Annotated in this window: 12 protein-coding genes; 9 read left to right on the top strand and 3 right to left on the bottom strand. The window is 60.2% G+C overall.

Features of this window, described 5'->3' with window-relative positions:
• Nucleotides 1–57: 57 nt before the first annotated feature.
• On the bottom strand, nucleotides 58–1446 hold the full coding sequence (locus tag OEG84_RS02815; RefSeq protein WP_267652324.1) for an aspartate aminotransferase family protein: 1389 nt from the start codon (nucleotides 1444–1446) through the stop codon (nucleotides 58–60).
• Nucleotides 1447–1584: 138 nt separating this feature from the next.
• Here OEG84_RS02815 and OEG84_RS02820 point away from each other — a divergent pair, with 138 nt between their 5' ends.
• Nucleotides 1585–2973 carry a glutamine synthetase family protein gene (locus tag OEG84_RS02820; protein WP_267652325.1) on the top strand — a complete coding sequence of 463 codons (1389 nt, stop codon included), beginning with the start codon at nucleotides 1585–1587 and terminating at the stop codon, nucleotides 2971–2973.
• 200 nt (nucleotides 2974–3173) lie between these two features.
• Complete coding sequence (hemA, locus tag OEG84_RS02825; RefSeq protein ID WP_267652326.1) at nucleotides 3174–4391, top strand: 5-aminolevulinate synthase; 1218 nt, start codon at nucleotides 3174–3176, stop codon at nucleotides 4389–4391.
• 120 nt (nucleotides 4392–4511) lie between these two features.
• Here hemA and OEG84_RS02830 read toward each other — a convergent pair whose 3' ends face one another.
• On the bottom strand, nucleotides 4512–4862 hold the full coding sequence (locus OEG84_RS02830) for an ArsR/SmtB family transcription factor (RefSeq protein WP_267652327.1): 351 nt from the start codon (nucleotides 4860–4862) through the stop codon (nucleotides 4512–4514).
• Between the two features lie 374 nt (nucleotides 4863–5236).
• Between OEG84_RS02830 and OEG84_RS02835 the strand changes: the two genes are divergently transcribed.
• The 3 genes from OEG84_RS02835 (at nucleotide 5237) to OEG84_RS02845 (ending at nucleotide 14727) form a co-directional block, all read left to right on the top strand.
• On the top strand, nucleotides 5237–10690 hold the full coding sequence (locus OEG84_RS02835; RefSeq protein ID WP_267652328.1) for an alpha-2-macroglobulin family protein: 5454 nt from the start codon (nucleotides 5237–5239) through the stop codon (nucleotides 10688–10690).
• A complete protein-coding gene (gene pbpC, locus OEG84_RS02840) occupies nucleotides 10687–12795 on the top strand; it encodes a penicillin-binding protein 1C (protein ID WP_267652329.1) in 2109 nt (702 codons plus the stop codon). The genes OEG84_RS02835 and pbpC overlap by 4 nt, the downstream gene beginning before the upstream one ends.
• A 255-nt stretch (nucleotides 12796–13050) precedes the next feature.
• Nucleotides 13051–14727 carry a sensor histidine kinase gene (locus OEG84_RS02845; protein WP_267652330.1) on the top strand — a complete coding sequence of 559 codons (1677 nt, stop codon included), beginning with the start codon at nucleotides 13051–13053 and terminating at the stop codon, nucleotides 14725–14727.
• Nucleotides 14728–14762: 35 nt separating this feature from the next.
• On the opposite strand, the gene OEG84_RS02850 is transcribed toward OEG84_RS02845, so the two are convergent.
• Nucleotides 14763–15239: a DUF305 domain-containing protein gene (locus OEG84_RS02850; RefSeq protein ID WP_267652331.1), complete on the bottom strand. Its 477-nt coding sequence runs from the start codon at nucleotides 15237–15239 to the stop codon at nucleotides 14763–14765.
• Between the two features lie 140 nt (nucleotides 15240–15379).
• Here OEG84_RS02850 and OEG84_RS02855 point away from each other — a divergent pair, with 140 nt between their 5' ends.
• The 4 genes from OEG84_RS02855 to ctaD all read left to right on the top strand — a co-directional run bounded on the left by OEG84_RS02855 (nucleotide 15380) and on the right by ctaD (nucleotide 20740).
• Nucleotides 15380–17818 carry a heavy metal translocating P-type ATPase gene (locus tag OEG84_RS02855; protein WP_267652332.1) on the top strand — a complete coding sequence of 813 codons (2439 nt, stop codon included), beginning with the start codon at nucleotides 15380–15382 and terminating at the stop codon, nucleotides 17816–17818.
• Nucleotides 17819–17869: 51 nt separating this feature from the next.
• A complete protein-coding gene (gene cueR, locus OEG84_RS02860; protein WP_267652333.1) occupies nucleotides 17870–18265 on the top strand; it encodes a Cu(I)-responsive transcriptional regulator in 396 nt (131 codons plus the stop codon).
• Nucleotides 18262–18702 carry a c-type cytochrome gene (locus tag OEG84_RS02865; protein WP_267652334.1) on the top strand — a complete coding sequence of 147 codons (441 nt, stop codon included), beginning with the start codon at nucleotides 18262–18264 and terminating at the stop codon, nucleotides 18700–18702. The genes cueR and OEG84_RS02865 overlap by 4 nt, the downstream gene beginning before the upstream one ends.
• A 409-nt stretch (nucleotides 18703–19111) precedes the next feature.
• Nucleotides 19112–20740 carry a cytochrome c oxidase subunit I gene (ctaD, locus tag OEG84_RS02870; RefSeq protein ID WP_267652335.1) on the top strand — a complete coding sequence of 543 codons (1629 nt, stop codon included), beginning with the start codon at nucleotides 19112–19114 and terminating at the stop codon, nucleotides 20738–20740.
• Nucleotides 20741–20756 lie beyond the last annotated feature (16 nt).

Consider the following 20756-nt stretch of genomic DNA (forward strand, 5'->3'; position numbering starts at 1 on the left):
CGCCGGGTCTGATAACCCGGCGTTAAGCTTAAGCGTAAAGGTTAAGCGGTACCCGGATCAGATGGCCCCCTTTGCGGAAATCGAGGCCGCTGCATCATCCAGCGATTTGCGGGCGCGGGTGATGAATTCGTCGGTTTCCTCTTCGCTGATCGTCAGGGGCGGCGAGACGATCAGGCTGTCGCGCACCGCCCGCATCACCAGGCCGTTGTTAAAAGAATGGTCGCGGGCAATCGTGCCGGCAGCGCCAATATTGCCAAAACGCTTGCTCAGATCGTTCTTGTCGGGAATCAGCTCGAGTGCACCGACCAGACCTTTCATCCGCGCTTCGCCAACCAGCGGATGATCGCCAAGCGCGAGCCAGCGCTGCCGGAAATAAGGTCCGATCTGGTCGCGGACGCGATCGACCAGTTTTTCACGTTTCATGATGGTCAGATTGGCGATCGCAGCCGCGCAGGCCGCCGGGTGACCGGAATAGGTATAGCCGTGATAGAACTCGCCACCCTTTTCGTGCAGCACCTCGGCAATCCGGTCTGAGACGATGACGCCGCCCATCGGTAGATAGCCCGAGGTCATGCCCTTGGCGATGGCCATCATGTCGGGCTTCGTGCCGTAGGTGTCGGCGCCGAACCATTCGCCGGTCCGGCCGAAGCCGCAGATCACTTCGTCTGAAATGAACAGGATATCGCGTTCGCTGAGGATCCGATTGACCTCGGGCCAATAGGTGGCAGGCGGTATGATGACCCCGCCGGCGCCCTGGATCGGCTCAGCAATGAAAGCGCCGATATTGTTTTCGCCGATTTCGTCGATCGCGCGTTCCAGTTCGCGCGCGGCCCAGATGCCAAATTCATCTTCGCTCATGCCGGTCTGCATGCCTTCGCCGAACCAGTATGGCTGGGCGATGTGATGGATGCCCGGAATTGGCAGGTCACCCTGACCGTGCATGCCGCCCATGCCGCTGAGCGAGGCGCCGGCCACTGTGGAGCCGTGATAGGCGTTGTGACGGGAGATGATGGTTTTCTTGGTCGGTTTGCCCATCAGATCCCAGTAAACCCGGACCAGCCGGAAAATGGTGTCATTGGCATCGGAACCGCCGCCGCCGTAAAACACCATGTTCATGTGTTCGGGCGCCAGCTCCGCAAGCATCCGCGACAGTTCGATCACCGGCGGGTGTGTGGTCTTGAAAAAGGTGTTGTAATAGGAGAGCTCGCTCATCTGCGCGCGCACCGCTTCGACGATTTCCTGGCGGCCGTGGCCGACATTGACGCACCAGAGTCCGGCCATTCCGTCAAGCATGCGATTGCCGTCAGTGTCCCAGATCCAGACGCCGTCGGCGCGCGAGATCACCCGGCGTTCGTCTATGCCCAGCGCGCCATGATCGGTAAAGGGATGGAGGTGATGCTTGTGGTCCAAAACCTTCAGATCATGAGATGACACATTGACGCGCATTGTTTTGTTCCTGATTGGTTTGTGCGAGGGCTTGATCGCAATTTGGTTTGACCTTTGACAAGAGTGTGTGCACAAATTTTTAGCGCGGACAAGCGCTGCAACAGCCGCTGCGCGCGGCATCGGGAATCGTGAAAGGTCATGGGTGACATTATGCGCGAGAGCGCCCCAATCGCGGATCGGCACGCCGACCTGCCCACGAATGATGAAGCCGAAGCCTTTATGGCAACAAACCCGCTGATCGAATCGGTGGATTTCCTGATTCCCGACATCAATGGCGTGATGCGCGGTAAATGGGGGCCGGCGGAAGCGCTCGGCAAGGTGGGCCATCCCGGCATCAACATGCCGTTGTCGATCTTCGGGCTCGATGTCTGGGGCAGGGAAGTCGAATCCACCGGCATTCACATCGAGACCGGGGACATTGACGGCTACTGCCGCGCCATTCCGGGCCGGATCAATCTGGCACCGTGGTCGCCGCGGCCCTCGGCGCAGGTGTTGATGTCGATGTATACCGAAGCTGGCGAACCCTATGAGATCGATCCGCGCAACGCGCTGCAGCGGGTGGTCGACCGGTTTACCGCCAAGGGCTTGCGGCCGGTCACGGCGTTCGAACTGGAATTCTATCTGGTGGACCCGGCGGTGTTCCAGAGTTCGGGTCGAATGGGCAAGGATTCAGGCCCCGGTCCCGATCAGCAGCACATGTATTCGCTCTCGGAGCTACGTGGCCAGAGTGAGCTGTTTGCCGAAATCCGCGCCGCTGCTCTCGCCCAGGGCCTGCCGATCGACACCATCATCAAGGAAGCGGCCCCCGGCCAGTTCGAGGTCAATCTCAAGCACCGCGATGATGCCATGGCTGCGGCCGACGACACCGTGCTGCTGCGCCGGGTGATCACCGAATGTGCCCACAAATTCGGGCTTCGCGCCACTTTCATGGCCAAGCCGTTTCTGGAATGGTCGGGCAACGGCATGCATGTGCACGCCAGCATTCTCGATAAGGATGGCAATAACATCTTTGCAGGCGAGGGCGGAGACCAGCGACTTCAGCATGCGGCGGCTGGGTTGTTGTCGACGCTCAAGGATACGTTGCTGCTCTATATTCCGGGATTCAACGGTTATCGCCGGCTGCAGCCCGGCTCCTACGCGCCGACCCGAATCGCCTGGGGCCGTAACAACCGTTCCGTCGTCGTTAGGGTTCCCGCGTCCGACGACAAGGCGCGTCGGCTGGAGCACCGGATGTCCGGCGCCGACGCAAATCCCTATTTCGTGCTGGCGGGTGTGCTTGGCGGTATGCTGGAAGGCTTGGAGAACGCCAAGGCACCGCCACCACCGGTCGAGGGCAATGCTTATAATGTGCCGCTGCCGCAACTGTCCGACGACATGGACGACGCGATCGAGGATTTCGAACGTTCCGACTTCATTCGACGGCTGTTCGGGCCGGAATTGCGCCGTATTTTCGCCGAAATCAAGCGCGAGGAGCTGAAGGCTTTCGATAATGAAATCACGCCGCTGGAGCGCTCCACCTATCTATAGGCCGTTTCAGCACAGGCAAAATCGTTCCGAAACTAGACCACAAAACCGGGGCAACACATATCAGACGGGCGATTTGATCTAGGACAAGGAGAACCAGACGGACGCCGTGCGACTATTTGACTGCTGTCATCATCGCCATTTTCGGGTTGACGTCAGCGTCGATGTTTCGCATCTTGTCTGGGACATATAGGGTTAATGCTATGAATTTTGAAGCGTTCTTCGAGGAAAAGCTCGGCGGTCTGCACGAAGCTGGCAACTACCGGGTTTTTACCGATATCGAACGCCATGCCGGTGGATTTCCGCGGGCCACGCGCTACCGGGCGGATGGTTCGACGCAGGACGTGACGGTATGGTGCTCAAATGACTATCTGGGCATGGGGCAGAATCCTTTGGTCACCGGTGCCATGAAGGAAGCGATCGAGCGCTGCGGCGCCGGCGCTGGCGGTACCCGCAACATTTCCGGCACCAATCATTACCATGTGATGCTTGAGCGCGAACTTGCGGACCTGCACGGCAAGCAGGATGCGCTGATCTTTACCTCCGGATACGTCTCCAACTGGGCCGCGCTCGGTACGCTGGGATCAAAGATTCCCGGCCTCATCATCTATTCGGACGCGCTCAATCATGCCTCAATGATTGAGGGGATCCGTCATGCGCGCTGCGAAAAGCGCGTGTTCAGGCACAATGACCCCGATGATCTGCGCCGGTTGATGGCCCTGGATGATCCGGCGGCACCGAAAATGGTGGCGTTCGAGAGCGTCTATTCGATGGATGGCGACATCGCCCCGATCGCCGACCTCTGCGATGTAGCCGATGAATTCGGCGCCATGACCTATCTTGATGAAGTTCATGCTGTCGGCATGTACGGACCGCGCGGCGGCGGTATTGCCGAGCGCGAAGGCATCATGGATCGTCTGACCGTGATCGAAGGCACGCTGGGCAAGGCGTTCGGCGTGATGGGCGGCTACATCACCGCAAGCCGCGCACTGTGCGATTTCGTCCGCAGCTTTGCTTCCGGATTCATTTTCACCACTGCCTTGCCGCCATCGCTGGCGGCGGCGGCTGCGGTGTCGATTCGCCATCTCAAGGCCAGTCAACTTGAACGGCGGCGTCATCAGGACGCTGTTGCCAAGGTTCGCAAGGCGCTCGACGCACACGGCATTCCGCATATGCCCAATCCCAGTCACATCGTTCCGGTGATGGTTGGCAACGCGGCCAAGTGCAAGTGGATTTCGGATGTGTTGATCGACAATCACGGTATCTACGTGCAGCCGATCAACTATCCGACGGTTCCGGTAAAGACCGAACGGCTGCGGATCACGCCAACGCCGATGCACACCGATGGCGACATTCGCCATCTCGCCGGCGCTTTGAGCGAACTCTGGTCGCAATGCGCTTTGGCGCGCGCCGTGGCCTGACACGGGCCGCGCCGCGCAAGTGGCAAGTGCAATTCGCTTTGACGGCGCGGACCTTTTTGGTTTCGCGCCGTTTTGCTATTTGACGTGTTGTCTTGTTGGCAGAGTGAAAATGACGGCCGGTCAGGCGTCCTGATTGCGCACAGGCGCGCAAAACAGCGTGTAGAGCGTGCCAATCACCGAAGAAACCTCTTGATTGACGATCGAATAATAGATCATCCGCCCTTCGCGGCGTGTATCGACCAGGCCATCAAGCCGCAGTCGGGCCAGTTGCTGCGAGACCGCAGCCTGCGGCATCGACAGGATTTCTTCAAGCTGGGATACCGATTTTTCGCCTTCCGACAAGATGCACAAAATCATCAGCCGAGTTTCGTGGCTGAGCGACTTGAGCAGATCGCTGGCCTGCCGTGCCTGGTTGAGCAGCAGGTTGAAATCGCTTTCGTTCATGTCGGACTTGATGTGAGGCAAATTCATGGGCGTTCACTCGGATACTTGGGATCGTCAATGAGATGTCGGACAATGCGGTGAACAAGGCCAAGGCAGGCCTCGTGCAACCCATCACGCGAAAAGCCATGTTAGCATGAGACGCCGCCGGATCTATAGCGCCGCACCGACTGGGTTTTTCCTACATGATTTGACGGGCACTCGGCAACATAATGAAGCAGCTTTTCAGTGCAGGTTATTGATTTCGCCAGATAAGATTGCTGGAAATGGATTACGATTTTCCAACCGATGTTGTAGTCTGGCCTTCGAACAGCCTGATCCTCGGTAACAAAGCCAATCTGGCGGAGAGTTACCGATGCTCGGCACAAGCATGCTCCGGCCTCGTGTCGGGCACGGGAGGTGACATGTCTGGATTTCAACGCACCCTGTTTTTTATCTGTGCTCTGGTGGTCAGTCTGCCAGCAAGCGTGCAGGCGGAGCAACGCCGAATCGAAACCACGCAAGATGCCGATTATTACGGTTTTGATCTGCGCACGGTGCAGGACGTGGAGCTGAATGAATGCAAGGCCATCTGCCTTGAAGACCGGCAATGCAAGGCGTTCACCTATAATGTCAAGGCAGGCTGGTGTTTCCTCAAATCCGATTACAGCACCATCAATCCGTTTGTTGGCGCGGTCGCCGGCAGAGTGGTCAGCAGCGATGAGCCGGAGCTTGGCGCGGCGCCCACGCTGAGCTTCGTGCCGGCATCGACGCTTGACGCGGCGCGGACCTACCGCGAACGCATCATCACTCGCAACGCCGGCGCCATCAGCCGTGGCGCAACCGTGCTGACGCGCGCCGCCGAAGCCTCGATCGCCGAGGGCGACATGCAAGCCGCGGTGCGCAATTTTGCCATTGCCGCTGCCGCCGATCCCGAGCGCAGCCCGGTCTGGGCCGAACTTTCGCGCTCAGCACTTACCTTCAACCCCGAAAACGCCAATCTGGTGCGCAATCTGCGCTCCGTGGCGGTATCGGCAGCTGTCAACGCCTATCAGACCTCGCGGACGGCAAGCCAACGGGCCGACGCCCTCGCAGTGCTTGGCGAAGCGCTGGAGCGGTCGGAGAGGTGGAGACCGGCGCTGTCGGCCTACAAGGCGAGCCTGGCGATCCGCGAAGTGCCGGCGCTGCGCGCTGCCTATGCCGATTTGCGCACTCGGCGCGGCTTCCGGGTGGTCGACAACATGGTTGACGCCGAAAGCGATACCCCGCGGGTCTGCATCCAGTTTTCGGAAAATCTGGTGAAGGGGCAGGATTATGCCGATTATCTCAGCATTGACGGTATCGATGACGTGGCGATCGAGACCGAAAACCGGCAGATTTGTGCCAACGGCCTGTCGCACGGCCAGCGTTACCGCGTGGTGCTGCGCCAGGGACTGCCGTCGAGCGTCGGCGAACAACTCGAAGCCCCGGTTGAACTGTCGCTCTACATTCGTGACCGTGCGCCGGTGGCGCGTTTCACCGGTTCCAATTTCGTGTTGCCGGCAAAATCGCGGCGCGGAATTCCGCTCGTCACCATCAATGCGCCGTCGGCGGAGCTGAAGCTCTACCGGGTTGGCGAACGGGCATTGACGCGCATCATCACCGGTTCGGAATTCCTGCGTCAGCTTGAAGGCTACACGGCCGAGATGATTGGCCAGGATGTGGGCGCACCAGTGTGGCAGGGGGCCATCGACATTTCCAGCGAACTCAACCGCGAGGTGACCACCAGCATTCCGGTCGACACGCTGCTTCCCGAACGCCAGCCAGGCGTCTATGTGCTGACCGCCACGCCACTGGGTGACAAGAGCGAAAGCTGGGATGCGCGCGCCACCCAGTGGTTTGTCATTTCCGACATCGGCCTGACCACGTTTGCCGGAACGGACGGACTTTCGGTGTTCCTGCGTTCGCTCGACACAGCGGAACCGCTGGGCGACGTGTCGCTGACGCTGCTTGCCCGCAACAACGAGGTTCTCGGCGAGGCGGTCACCGACGCCAGCGGCCACGCCCGGTTCCAGCCAGGACTGACACGCGGACTTGCCGGACTGGCGCCAGCAGCGCTGCTTGCCAGAAGTGCAGATGGCGATTTCGTGTTTCTCGATCTGACCAGTGGCGGATTTGACCTTTCCGACCGCGGCGTCACCGGCCGGGCGGCGCCGGGTGGCGTCGATGTCATGGCCTGGACCGAACGCGGCATCTACCGCGCCGGCGAAACCGTTCACCTAACAGCCCTTGCGCGCGACAGCCGCGCCGAGGCGCTGGTTGATCTGCCGCTGACCATCATCGTGCAAAGGCCCGACGGAGTTGAAGACCGCCGCGTCGTCTCTGACGGCACAGCACTGGGCGGTCATACGCTGGCCCTGTCGCTGCCGGAGAACGCCATGCAGGGGGCCTGGCGCGCGGCGCTCCATACAGATCCCAAACGCCCAGCGATCGCCGAGGCCACCTTTCTGGTCGAGGATTTCCAGCCTGACCGGATCGAGATCGAGCTTGATGCGAAAGACGCAATCGTTGCGCCCGGTGAGCCGGCTGAAATAGAGGTTTCCGGCCGTTATCTTTACGGCGCACCGGCCGGGGGGATGGCCACCGAAGGCGAAGTGGTGCTGAGCCGTACCCGCACGCTCGATGCCTATCCGGGGTTTGAATTCGGGCTTGCCGACGAGGAATTCGAGAATACCCGGATTTCGCTCGAGGATCTGCAACCGCTCGATCAGGCAGGAAAGGCAGAAGTGGGCATCAACCTCGACAGTCTGCCTTTCACCACGCAATTTCTGACCGCCAAGGTAACGATCCGCGCTTCCGAGGGCGGTGGACGCGCGGTTGAGCGCGCGGTCGACCTCAAGGTTGCGACAGACGGACCGCGTATCGGCATCGATCCGAAGTTTGACGACGGCCAGGTCCCGGAAAACAGCCAAGCCTCATTCCGACTTATCGCCATTGACGCTGACGGTGCCCGGACGGCGATGCCGACGTCATGGTCGCTGGTGCGGATCGAGCGCAATTATCAGTGGTATCGCCAGGGTAATTCCTGGAACTACGAGGTGGTCGATTTCACCACCGAAGTGGCCGACGGCGAGGTCGATCTTGCTGCTGATGACGCAGCACGGGTTGCCGCCAATGTCGAATGGGGCCGCTACCGGCTCGACGTGGTGGGCGAGGACGGCGCCGAGACCAGCATGCTGTTTGATGCAGGCTGGTATGTCGCCGCCAAGTCGGTCGAAACACCCGACGGGCTCGAAATCGCGCTCGACAAGGATAATTACCAGATCGGCGATACTGCACAGTTGCGGATTTCGCCGCGATTTGCCGGCAAGGTGCTGGTCACGGTGGGGTCCGAGCGGCTGGTTACCAGCGTAACTGCCGAAGTCGGCGCCGAGGGCGCCACGGTCGCGCTGCCGATCACCGAGGAATGGGGAGCGGGCGCCTATGTGACGGCGACGCTTTACCGCCCGGCAGGAGATCAGGAATCGCGGATGCCGATGCGCGCCATTGGCGTCAAGTGGCTCACCGTTGACCCGGGAGAGCGGCAATTGTCGGTCAGCCTCGACATGGCCAGTCAGACCACGCCGCGCGACCAGTTCACGGTTCCGGTTAAGATTGCCGGCTTGAGCGCCGGCGAGCAGGCCTATGTGACCATTTCCGCGGTTGATGTCGGCATTCTCAACCTGACCCGGCACGAGGTTGCCGATCCGGAAACATGGTATTTCGGCCAACGCGCGCTGGGGCTCGAGATCCGCGACATCTACGGGCGGTTGATCGACGGTTCGGCCGGCGTCACCGGCCGTATCCGCTCGGGCGGCGACGGCGCCATGATGCGATCGGAGGGCAGCCCGCCCAAGGAAAAACTGGTGGCGTTTTTTGAAGGCCCGGTGGAAGTCGGAGCGGACGGAACGGCGACGGTTTCCTTTGAGATACCTCAGTTCAACGGCACCGTGCGCGTCAACGCCGTGGCCTGGAGCAAAAAGGGGCTGGGCCACACAACCAAGGACGTGATTGTCCGCGATCAGGTGGTGATTTCTGCCAGCCTGCCGCAATTCCTGGCGCCAGAAGACCGTTCGCAGATGCTGATCGAACTTGCCAATACCGATGGACCGGCTGGGACCTATGCCGTGGAACTGTTCACCGCCTCGGGCCGCATCAAGGTCGGAGATGGCGTTCGTCATGAATTTGACCTGGCAGTAGGCGGCCGCGACAGCTTGGTGGTGCCGCTCGAAGGTCTGCGAACCGGGTCTGACAGTGTCACCGTGGCGCTGACCGGCCCGGACGGGCTGGAACTCGAACGGCAGGAACTGATCACCGTGCGGCCGGCGGCAATGCCGGTGACCATCAAGCGGATCATCAGTCTTGCCGGTAATGGCGGCACCTTGCGGATCGACGGCGAGTTGCTGGCCGATAGTCTGCTCGACGGTGCTTCGGTAACAGTCGGGGTCACCCGCAACGCCGCCTTCGACGTGGCGTCGCTGCTGATGCAACTCGACCGGTATCCCTATGGCTGCGCCGAACAGACTGCCAGCCGGGCGCTGCCGCTGCTCTATCTGAGCGAACTTGGCGACAGCAATGGTGCTGAAGACGCCAAGGTAATCCGCGAGCGCATCGATGCGGCCATCAACCGGCTTGTCGCCTACCAGTCGTCATCGGGCAGTTTTGGTCTTTGGGGCCCGGGCTCCGGCGATCTCTGGCTCGACGCCTATGTCACCGATTTTCTCACCAGGGCTCTGGAAAAAGGATTTTCGGTGCCGTCGGTCGCCAGTCGTCTGGCGCTCGATAATCTCCAGAATGCGCTGTCCTACACCACCGATGTTGAAACAGATGGCAGCGGCATTGCCTATGCGCTCTATGTGCTGGCGCGCAATCGGAAGGCTGCGGCCACTGATCTTCGGTACTATTCCGACAGCCAGATCAATCGCTTCGCCCAGCCACTGGCGCGTGCCCAGATCGGAGCGGCGCTGTCGCTCTATGGTGATCAGCAACGCGCCAGTGAGAGCTTCCGCTCGGCCTTCCAGCAGGCTCGCTCAACAGCCAGACTGGTGGGCAGCCGCAACGATTATGGTTCGGCCTTGCGCGATGGTGCGGCGATGCTCGCGCTGGCGGCGGAATCGACGCCGACCCCGGGCATCGTTCCCGAATTGATCCGCTTTGTCGGCGACGCCAAGGCCGTGCGGCAATCGACCAGCACTCAGGAAAACGCCTGGATGGTGCTGGCTGCGCGGGCGATCGTTGCGGGCAACAAGTCGATCTCCGTCAATGTCAACGGAAAGGCCTATGCCGGCGCCTACCAATCGCAACTGAGCGGCGAGGAAGTGAAGGCAAACCCGCTGACCATCGTCAACCAGGGAACTGATCCGGTGGACGCGGTGGTGACCACCATTGCAGCCCCGGCGCAACCGCTGAGCGCCGGCGGTGTCGGGTTCGACATCAGCCGCAGCTACTACACGATTGACGGTCAGCCGGCCTCGATCGCATCGGCACAGCAGAACCAGCGCTACCTCGTGGTTCTGCAAATGCGCGAGGCTAACGCCTGGACATCACGGGTGGTTGTCACAGATCTGCTGCCTGCAGGTTTCGTGATCGACAACCCGCGGCTGGTCGATAGCGCGGACCTGAAAAATTTCCCCTGGCTCGAACCGACATCGGCGGGCCATGCGGAATTCCGCGATGACCGGTTCATGGCGGCGTTTGACCGCAATGGCTCGTCCAACCGCAACTTCACCGCCGCTTATGTGGTGCGCGCGGTAACACCCGGGATCTATGCGCAGCCCGCAGCGGTGGTCGAGGACATGTACCGGCCGGAACTCGCCGCACGCACCGCGACCGGCATTCTGGAGGTCATCGGCGCGCCATGAAACGGCCGTCCGCGGCAAGATGGAAACGCCTCGCTGGCATCAGCTTGAGCGGCCTTGTCCTCATCGGGCTTGGGGCGATCGCGCTGGTGCGTGCAGACCGGGCGTTTCCGCCACCGCTTGAGGCTGCCAGCGATCTTTCGCGCGAGGTGGTAGATCGGAACGACCAGCTCCTGCGCGCCTACACAACGCCGCAGGGTCTGTGGCGGTTGCCGATGAGTTTGGATGCGGTTGATCCAGACTACATCAACATGCTGCTTGCCTATGAGGATCGCCGTTTTCGCGATCACTGGGGTGTCGACCCGCTGGCCTTGCTGCGGGCGGCGGTGCAGTTCGTGGTCAATGGCGGCCGCATCGTTTCTGGCGGTTCTACCATCACCATGCAGGTGGCGCGGCTGATCGAACCGCGGTCTGAGCGGTCGCTTTCGGCCAAACTCAGGCAAATGGTGCGGGCGCTGCAGATCGAGCGGCGCCTGAGCAAGGATGAAATCCTTTCGCTTTACCTCACGCTGGCGCCCTATGGCGGCAACATCGAAGGCGTACGCGCGGCGAGCCTCGCCTGGTTTGGCAAGGAGCCGCGCAAGCTCACGTTGGGGCAATCGGCGCTCTTGGTGGCGCTGCCGCAGGCGCCGGAAGTGCGGCGGCCCGACCGCCAACATGCACAAGCGCGGCAGGCGCGCGACCGGGTGCTCAGACGAATGCAGGAATCGGGCCTCATTCCCGAAAGCGAAATTGCCCGTGCGTCAGCATCCGCTGTTCCACGCGGGCGCCGTGCAATGCCGGATCTCGCCGCCCACACTGCCGACACAGCCTTGAAATCAATGCCGGAAGCCCGTGTGATCAAGCTGACACTGGAGCAGACAATTCAGGCACGGCTGGAAGATCTGGCGCGGGAAACCGCGGCCCGGCTTGGGCCCAAACAATCGCTTGCCATGGTGCTGGCCGATGGCCGCAATGGCGAGATCCTCGCCTCCGTGGGGTCAACCGGGCACCTGGATGCCGGACGCGCCGGCGCCATCGATATGAGCCGCGCCATCCGCTCACCAGGTTCAACCCTGAAACCCTTCATCTATGGCCTGGCGTTCGAGGATGCACTTGTCGATCCGGCAACGCTGATTGATGACAGCCCGGCTGATTTTTCCGGTTACCGCCCGCGCAATTTCGATCGTGGTTTCATGGGCGAGGTCAGCGTCAGCGAAGCATTGCAGCTTTCGCTCAATGTGCCGGCGGTGCGGTTGCTCGAAGCGGTTGGCCCGCAGCGTTTTCTCGCCCGGCTGAGACGCGGCGGCGCAGATCTGCAGTTGCCGCCCGGCGGCGCACCTGGACTTGCCATCGGGCTTGGCGGAGCCGGCGTGAGCCTGCGCGATCTGGTGCAGCTCTACACAGCGTTTATAAATGATGGCGCCGCCCGGGTGCTGCATGATGGTTTTGAGGATGGGGTAAAGACCACATTCGAGCACCCGGTGCTCGATGCCCGTGCCAATTGGCGGGTTAGCAATATTCTCTCGGGCGTTGATGCACCGCAAGGCGCGCCCCGGATCGCCATCGCCTACAAGACCGGCACCTCCTATGGCTATCGCGACGCCTGGGCGGTGGGTTTTGACGGCCGCCATGTGCTCGGCGTCTGGGTTGGACGACCTGATGCCGCACCCTTGCCGGGGCTGTCGGGACTTACGACCGCAGCCCCCTTGCTGTTTGAGGCGTTTGCGCGCAGCGATCTCGCACCGGTTAAATTTGCCGCACCGCCGCGGGGCCTGGTTGTCCGGTCGCGTAGCCAATTGCCGTTTGCGCTCAGAAAATTTGCACCCGGCCAGGATGCTGCACCACTGATGGCCGGTGTTTCTTTGCCGCCGCGCATTGTCTATCCGCCACAGGGCGCGCGCGTGGCCTTAACCTCGCGCGGCGCCGGGCAACTGACGCCACTGGTAATCAAGCTGCAGGGCGGGGCGGCGCCCTACCGGCTGATTGCCAATGGCGAACCGTTGGCCAAGGCAAGTCGCCGGCGTGTGTTAAACTGGACGCCGGACGGGGCAGGGGCTTCCACGCTGACGGTGATGGATGCCGAGGGACGGGCCGCCAGCGTCAGCGTGTTCATTGACGCGGACTGATCCCGGCACAGTGCGAGAACATCATTCGACTGGAATGGATGGCATAATTTCATCGCTGTCTGTCTCCATACGGCCATAATTCGATGCTGGCACTTGTGGTCGACAAATGAAATTATGTGCGTGCGGATGCGCATGCGCGGCACGCTTTATATGACGCCATCTCGCGCCATTGGCGCTAAGCTGACAACCGGGTTTGTAGTGATCGATTGCGATTACCAAACTCACGAGGGCGCGGGCCTGCTCAGGGAATTTTGAATGACACGCTTTTCAATTTCGACCTGGCTTGGCGCGCTTATCCTGGCCATTTTCCTACCGCTGTTTGCCTTCGTGGTATTGCTGCTGGGACAATTGCAGGCTTCCGACAATGCCAAGGTGGAACAGCGGACGGTGCGGGAAGCCGCCAGCATTGCCCAGGCAATCAAGCCGGTGATCGACAGCATGCTGATCACTGTAAACCTGGTCTCGTCGATGGAAGAATTGAGCCAGGGTGACCTGGAAGGGTTTCACCGGCGCTCCCGTTTTGCGCTGCGCGGATCCGGCAACTACATCATCGTCACCGACAAGAACGGTCAGCAGCTTCTCAATACCCGGGTTGATTTTGGCACGGAGCTGGGCCTCGTCGCCGACATGGACGGCATCGAAAATGCGATGGCCAGCAGCATGCCGTATGTCTCCAATGTGTTGTTGGGGCGCACCGGCGGCAAATGGGCCTTCAACGTCCTCAAGGCATTGCCGAATTTCACCACGTCGGAGGCCCATGTCGTGGTGACGACTAAAAATACAGAGGATCTGGCGCCGGTCATCGACCGGCTTGTGCTGGCGCCGGGCTGGACGGCCGCAGTTGTCGATGACCACGGCCGGATCGTCGTGGCCAGCAGCGAGCGTGGATTGAACACCGGTGATGCGCTGGTGCTTCCGATGGGTCTGTTGCCGTCCGATTTTTCCGGTACCTCCCGGTTTCGCCGGTTCAGCGATGCCGAAGGAAATATTCTGGGCTACGCGCCGATAATCGGAACGCAATGGGCAACCTTCGTCTGGGGTCCAGCAGACGCGGCTCAGGCTTCGTTGTTGCAGAGTTGGCAGATTCTCATCTGGGGCGGGCTGATCTTCCTCTTGTTATCGCTTGCCATCCTCTATCTCTTCACCCGGTTCCTGAAGAAGACGGTCTACAACGTCGCTCAGATGGCCGAGCGGCTGGGCGAGGGAGAAATCGTTTCGCCGATCGATTCGCGCATCAGCGAAATCGATAGAGTCGCCAAGGCTCTGTCGAACGCATCCTTTGACCGCAGCCAGCGCGAGGAAACGATCACCTTCGTGATGAAGGAACTGGCGCACCGCACCAAGAACCTGATCGCCGTGGTGATCTCCATTGTCCGGCAAACCGCCAAGCGCAATGCCGATCCGCAACAGATGGCCAAATCGATCACCAGCCGGATCATGGGTCTCGGCGCTTCCATCGATTCGCTGACCGCGCGGGAGTGGGCTTCGGTACCGCTGCGCGAACTCGTAGAAAGCCAGCTTGCGCATTTCGGCGCCACTGGTGGCAATATCAAGGTAAAAGGACCCGATATCGATCTGCGACCGGATGCGGTCCAGCATATGGGCATGGCGCTGCACGAGCTCGCCACCAATGCCGCAAAACATGGTGGGTTAAGCACCAGCGCGGGCAGGGTGGAAGTCAGTTGGACGGTTGAGACATCCGACACCGGTCAGCAATTGCGTCTGCAATGGCTGGAAAGTGGCGGGCCGGCTGTAGTTGAGCCTGAAATCAAGGGATTTGGCGCGCAAATCCTCGAACGGCATGTCGCGGCCACCTTTAACGGCCAGGCATCAACCGAATATCTGCAGACTGGTTTGCGCTGGGTGCTGACCGCGCCGCTGCAACAGTTTGAGGTTCCCACCAAACCCGGCGCATCACGAAAGCCGGTCTGACGGCGGATTGCGGTGCCAAGCGAAGGCGGCCAGCATCACTGGCCGTCGATTTCCGGCGTTGCAGCAGGTCCGCCCTCAAGATCGACGATCAGAGCTTTCATCTCACCAATTTCGCGCTTCTGTGCCTCGATGATATTGTCGGCCAGCTTGCGCACGCGCGGGTCCGAAATATTGGCCCGGCTGCTGGTCAGGATTGCGATCGAGTGGTGCGGGATCATCGCTTTCATCCAGGAAACATCCTCGACCGTATCCTGGCTGCGAACCAGATAGACAGAGCCCGCGAAGATCAGCGCGGAAACGGCAAAGATGGCGATATTGAGCTTCCGGTTGGTGTACATGCCGAGCATGAAGGCCAGCATGATAATCGCCATCGCCGAACCCATATAAATCGCCATGTAGGTGCGCGTCTCGCTGAAGAAGATGTGATCCCACGCATATGTATTCAGATACATCAAGCCCAGCATGATGACTGTTGACGTTGCAATCATGGTCAAGAAGCGCGTGTAGGACATTTGGACCTCCTTGTTCAATGCCTCGATCACATCAACGACCTTCCAGCACTGGATGGTTCCATAATGACGTCAAAATAATTGTTCTTGACCTTCCATTGACTGGAAGGCCTAGCGTACTGGCAGCGAAAAGGATTGCGTTGATGAAAAAACCATTCGAGGCATCACACCAACACGGCGACAACGGCCATGTGCATGCCGAAACTCACCACGACCACGATCATGACCCACATCACCTGCAGTCCGCGGCAGACATCCATCAAAGCGCCACGGTGCCGGTTGATGGCTCGGTGACTGATCCGGTCTGCGGGATGAAAGTCAAACTCGATGCAGGCAAGCCATCGCTCGAGTACAAGGGTGACAACTATCATTTCTGCAGTCAGAAATGCCATGACCGTTTCGAAAGCGATCCGTATTTCTATCTGTCTGGAAACAAGGCGCGAAAGAAGGAGACGGCACCAAAAAACACGCTCTACACCTGTCCGATGCACCCGGAGATCGTCCAGGAAGGACCCGGCAGTTGCCCGATTTGCGGCATGGCGCTGGAACCGCAGGGTGGGGTTGTGGAAGGCGCAAACCACGAGCTGACCGATTTTACCCGGCGGCTTTGGGTAAGCTCGCTTGCGGCCATTCCGCTGGTGCTGCTGACGATGGGGCCGATGCTCGGGCTTCCCATCCGTCAATGGCTCGGGGAAAGCCTGGCAATTTATCTTGAGTTTGTGCTGGCCACCCCTGTGATCCTGTGGGCTGCACTGCCGTTCTTTCATCGCGGCTGGAACTCGATCAGGACCTGGAACTTGAACATGTGGACACTGATCATGATCGGTGTCGGTTCAGCCTATATCTATTCTGTGATTGCCACATTCCTGCCCGGGCTTTTTCCAGCCGGCCTGCAAATGCATGGGGGCCACATGCCGGTCTACTATGAGGCCGCTGTGGTGATCGTCGCTTTGGTGTTTGTCGGGCAGGTGCTGGAGCTTCGCGCGCGCGAGCGGACCGGCGATGCTATTCGCGCGCTTTTAGATCTGGCGCCCAAAACCGGACGGCGGATTACGCCCGATGGCGATGAATATGATGCGCCGCTCGAAAACATCGTTGAAGGCGACCGGCTTCGAGTTCGCCCTGGCGAGGCCGTGCCGGTGGATGCGCGGGTCATCAGTGGCAAGACATCGGTTGACGAAAGCATGCTGACAGGAGAGCCGCTGCCGGTTGAAAAGGGCCAAGGCGATACAGTGACCGGCGGCACGCTCAACAAGAACGGTTCGCTGATCATCGAAGCCAGCAGGGTGGGCGATGAAACCATGCTGGCGCGGATTGTCGCCATGGTGTCGGCGGCGCAACGTTCACGGGCGCCGATCCAGGGACTTGCGGACCGGGTAGCCTCCTTCTTTGTCCCGTCAGTGATCGCGGTGGCGATCGCAGCCTTCGGGCTCTGGTATGCCTTTGGCCCCGACCCGGCGTTTGTCTTCGCCATCGTCTCCGCCGTATCGGTGCTGATCATCGCCTGTCCCTGTGCGCTCGGACTTGCCACGCCGATGTCGATCATGACCGCCACCGGGCGCGGCGCCCAGGCAGGGGTGTTGATCAAGGACGCGGAGGCGCTTGAGCGGATGGCCAAGGTCGATGTCCTGGTGGTCGACAAGACAGGCACATTGACCGAAGGCAGACCGAGCCTGACCGATGTCATTGTCGTCGGTGACCTGCCGGAAGCCGAGATGCTGGCAGTTGTGCGCGGTATTGAGGCAAATTCCGAACACCCTCTGGCCGAAGCCATCGCCGAGGGCATCAAATCACGTGGCGTCGAAGCGGCAGCGATCACCGATTTCGAGGCGATCACAGGCAAGGGGGTACGCGCGAAATTCCAGGGCAGGCCGGTTGCACTTGGCAACGCTGCGATGATGGAATTGTCCGCAATAGACCATTCCGGGATCGAAGATCAGGCCAACAAACTGCGCGGTTCCGGCAAGACCGCCATGTATGTCGCTATTGACGGTCAACTCAGCGGTCTGGTTTCGGTGTCGGATCCGATCAAACAATCGACAGCCGAAGCCATCAAGGCGCTGCATGACGCAGGCTTGAAGATCATCATGGCAACGGGCGACAATGAGCGGACGGCCCGCGCGGTGGCCGATCAACTCGGCATCGACGAGGTGCGGGCCGGAGTCCTGCCTGAAGACAAGAAGGCGCTGGTCGATGAACTGCACGGCAAGGGCCATAAGGTTGCGATGGCCGGCGACGGCGTCAATGACGCACCGGCACTGGCGGCAGCCGAGGTGGGCATCGCCATGGGAACCGGCGCGGATGTGGCGGTGGAAAGCGCCGGCATCACGCTGCTGAAGGGCGATCTTATCGGCATCGTCCGGGCGCGCAAACTGTCCCAGTCCACGTTGCGCAACATTAAGCAGAACCTGTTCTTCGCCTTTGCCTACAATTCGCTGGGCATTCCGATCGCTGCTGGGGTGCTCTACCCGATCACCGGCACGCTGCTGTCGCCGATGATTGCAGCAGCTGCGATGAGCTTGTCATCGGTATCGGTGATTGCAAACGCGTTGCGGCTGCGGCGTGTCGATCTGGACGCTTGACCTTCCGCCCGGTGGAACCTCTAGGCTCCACTGCAGTACAGGAGAAACGCAATGAACATAGGTATCGTTTCCCGGACCACCGGGTTGCCGGCCAAGACGATCCGCTATTATGAGGACATCAAGTTGGTCAAGCCAGCGCGTCTTGAGAACGGCTACCGCGATTATGCCGAAGAGGATGTACGCCGACTCAGTTTTGTACAGCGGGCGCGCAGCCTCGGCTTTTCAGTCGATGAGTGCCGCTCTCTATTGGGGCTTTACGCCGACAAGAACCGGGCAAGCGCCGATGTGAAGGCGCTGGCACTCGAGAAGATCTCGCAGGTGGACCGCAAGATCGCCGAACTCACGGCCTTGAAATCAACCCTGAAGAAGCTCGCCGATACCTGTCATGGCGATGATCGACCGGACTGTCCGATCATTGACGGCATGGCCGGGCAGGGAACGCTATGAACCCCAAGTATTTCGTCATTGCGGTATTCGTTCTGGGTGGTGCGGCGTTCGCCTATGACAAGTTCTGGCCGAAGCCGGAAAATCCGCATTCGGTTCAAACCACGGCAGGCGAAGCCGGTGCACCGCTGGTCAATGTCACGGTGCCCGTTCTTTCCGCGGCCGGTGAAGAGGGCAAGGTGCTGTTTGATGGCAATTGCGGCACTTGCCACGGCAGCAATGCTGCCGGTCAGGATGGCGTCGCACCGCCACTGGTGCATGTGATCTATGAACCCAACCACCACAGCGACATGGCCTTTGTGCTTGCCGCCAAGAACGGCGTCCGCGCCCATCACTGGCGTTTTGGCGACATGCCGCCACGCGAAGGCGTGAGCGATGCCGACGTCGCAAAGATCGTCGCCTATGTGCGTGAACTGCAACGCGCCAACGGCATCCATTGATCGGGTACAGGTGTCAGTGCAGCGGGCTGTGTCCGTCCGGCGCGTGTGTAGCTGGCGTTTGCCCAGCTTGGAAGCCGGGGCGCCTTATTGACGCACTGACCGCCATTTGTCTGAACAGAGCCGTGCCTGGGTTTTAGCCTGCCCGGACGGGCTCCCCAGCTGAAGCAAACCCGTTTTTCGACCGAAAGACCGTGGTCACCCGGCCAACCATGGAGCAGTCGGCAATTGCGCCGAGCTGCAATTTCCTGTGTGTGTCAGCGACTCCGACTGTGTTTCATTTGAGTGCAATTTAATTGCACTCAATCTGCATTTAATTCCGTTTGCCTTGTTTTTTCCGAAAGCCCATCTTTTTCGGAATCGCCCTGCGGTCGTTTTGCTGCGGGGTTTTCGATGCATGACGGAGAACACGATGTCCGACCAAGCCTACACCCACACCAGAACACAGGACGCCGCGGTTTCTCCGGATGGCCACGCGCCGCTGCCATTTCTGAGACGTTGGGCGTATTCCACCAACCACAAGGATATCGGAACGCTCTATTTGCTGTTCTCGATCTTGGCCGGTCTTTTTGGAACCGGGCTGTCACTGCTGATCCGGATGGAGCTTCAGCAACCCGGCATGCAGATATTCGGCGATCCCGGCACCTACAACGTTGTTGTCAGCGCCCATGGGCTGGTGATGATCTTCTTCGTTCTGATGCCGGCATTGATCGGCGGCTTCGGTAACTGGTTCGTGCCAATCCTCATCGGCGCCCCCGACATGGCGTTTCCTCGGTTGAACAACCTGTCGTTCTGGCTGCTGCTGGTAGCATTTGTGCTCTTCATCGTTTCGATGTTCGTCGAGGGAGCGCCGGGGACATTGGGACATGGCGGCGGATGGACGATGTATCCACCCTTCTCCACCACCGGCCAGCCCGGACCGGCAGTGGACTTTGTCATTCTCGCCATCCATCTGTCGGGTGCGTCCTCGATCCTGGGAGCGATCAATTTCATCACCACCATTTTCAATATGCGCGCACCGGGCATGACCCTGCACAAGATGCCGCTGTTCGCCTGGGCGATGCTGGTTACTGCATTTATGCTTCTGATTTCATTGCCGGTTTTGGCCGGTGCCGTGACCATGATGCTGACCGACCGCAACTTCGGTACCGCCTTCTTTGCCCCCGATGGCGGCGGTGACCCCATTCTTTATCAGCACCTGTTCTGGTTTTTCGGGCATCCGGAAGTCTACATCATGATTCTGCCGGCCTTCGGCATCGTCAGTCATGTTGTCTCGACCTTCTCGCGCAAGCCGGTGTTCGGTTACCTCGGCATGGTCTACGCCATGGTGGCAATCGGTCTCATTGGCTTCATCGTGTGGGCGCACCACATGTTCACCGTTGGCCTGTCGGCCGACAGCCAGCGCTACTTCATGTTCGCCTCCATGGTCATCGCAGTACCGACCGGGGTGAAGGTGTTCTCGTGGTTGGCGACAATGTGGGGTGGTTCTATTTCCTTTCGAACCCCCATGCTGTGGTCGATCGGTTTCATTTTCCTGTTCACCATCGGCGGCGTAACCGGCGTTCAAGTTGCCAGTGCCGGTTTCGACCACGCCGTGCACGACACCTATTACGTGGTGGCACATTTCCACTACGTGCTGTCGCTTGGCTCGGCCTTCGCCATTTTTGCCGGCTGGTACTACTGGTTCCCGAAAATGAGCGGCTATCGCTACAATTCCTTCCTCGCCAAGAGCCATTTCTGGCTGATGTTTGTCGGCGTCAACTTCGTGTTTTTCCCCCAGCACTTCCTTGGTCTTGCCGGGATGCCGCGCCGCTATGCGGATTATCCGGACGCCTTCGCCGGTTGGAATTTCGTTTCCTCGATTGGTTCCTACATTTCGGCGCTCGGCATTCTCGTCTTCCTGATCACGGTGGTGGAAGCCTTCATGAAGAAGCGCCCGGCCGGCGACAATCCATGGGGTGAGGGAGCCACGACCCTGGAATGGACGTTGTCGTCACCGCCGCCGTTCCATCAGTTTGAGGGATTGCCCCAGGTCCGGTGATGTCGCCCGGTCGGGT

The organism is Hoeflea algicola, from assembly GCF_026619415.1.
In the GTDB taxonomy this organism is placed as follows: domain Bacteria; phylum Pseudomonadota; class Alphaproteobacteria; order Rhizobiales; family Rhizobiaceae; genus Hoeflea; species Hoeflea algicola.

Excerpts from the sequence above, each read along its gene's own strand:
- hemA (WP_267652326.1), top strand. The coding sequence starts at position 3,174 with ATGAATTTTGAAGCGTTCTTCGAGGAAAAGCTCGGCGGTCTGCACGAA.
- OEG84_RS02815 (WP_267652324.1), bottom strand. The coding sequence starts at position 1,446 with ATGCGCGTCAATGTGTCATCTCATGATCTGAAGGTTTTGGACCACAAG.
- OEG84_RS02850 (WP_267652331.1), bottom strand. The coding sequence starts at position 15,239 with ATGTCCTACACGCGCTTCTTGACCATGATTGCAACGTCAACAGTCATC.
- cueR (WP_267652333.1), top strand. The coding sequence starts at position 17,870 with ATGAACATAGGTATCGTTTCCCGGACCACCGGGTTGCCGGCCAAGACG.
- ctaD (WP_267652335.1), top strand. The coding sequence starts at position 19,112 with ATGTCCGACCAAGCCTACACCCACACCAGAACACAGGACGCCGCGGTT.
- OEG84_RS02830 (WP_267652327.1), bottom strand. The coding sequence starts at position 4,862 with ATGAATTTGCCTCACATCAAGTCCGACATGAACGAAAGCGATTTCAAC.
- OEG84_RS02865 (WP_267652334.1), top strand. The coding sequence starts at position 18,262 with ATGAACCCCAAGTATTTCGTCATTGCGGTATTCGTTCTGGGTGGTGCG.
- OEG84_RS02820 (WP_267652325.1), top strand. The coding sequence starts at position 1,585 with ATGGGTGACATTATGCGCGAGAGCGCCCCAATCGCGGATCGGCACGCC.
- pbpC (WP_267652329.1), top strand. The coding sequence starts at position 10,687 with ATGAAACGGCCGTCCGCGGCAAGATGGAAACGCCTCGCTGGCATCAGC.
- OEG84_RS02845 (WP_267652330.1), top strand. The coding sequence starts at position 13,051 with ATGACACGCTTTTCAATTTCGACCTGGCTTGGCGCGCTTATCCTGGCC.
- OEG84_RS02835 (WP_267652328.1), top strand. The coding sequence starts at position 5,237 with ATGTCTGGATTTCAACGCACCCTGTTTTTTATCTGTGCTCTGGTGGTC.
- OEG84_RS02855 (WP_267652332.1), top strand. The coding sequence starts at position 15,380 with ATGAAAAAACCATTCGAGGCATCACACCAACACGGCGACAACGGCCAT.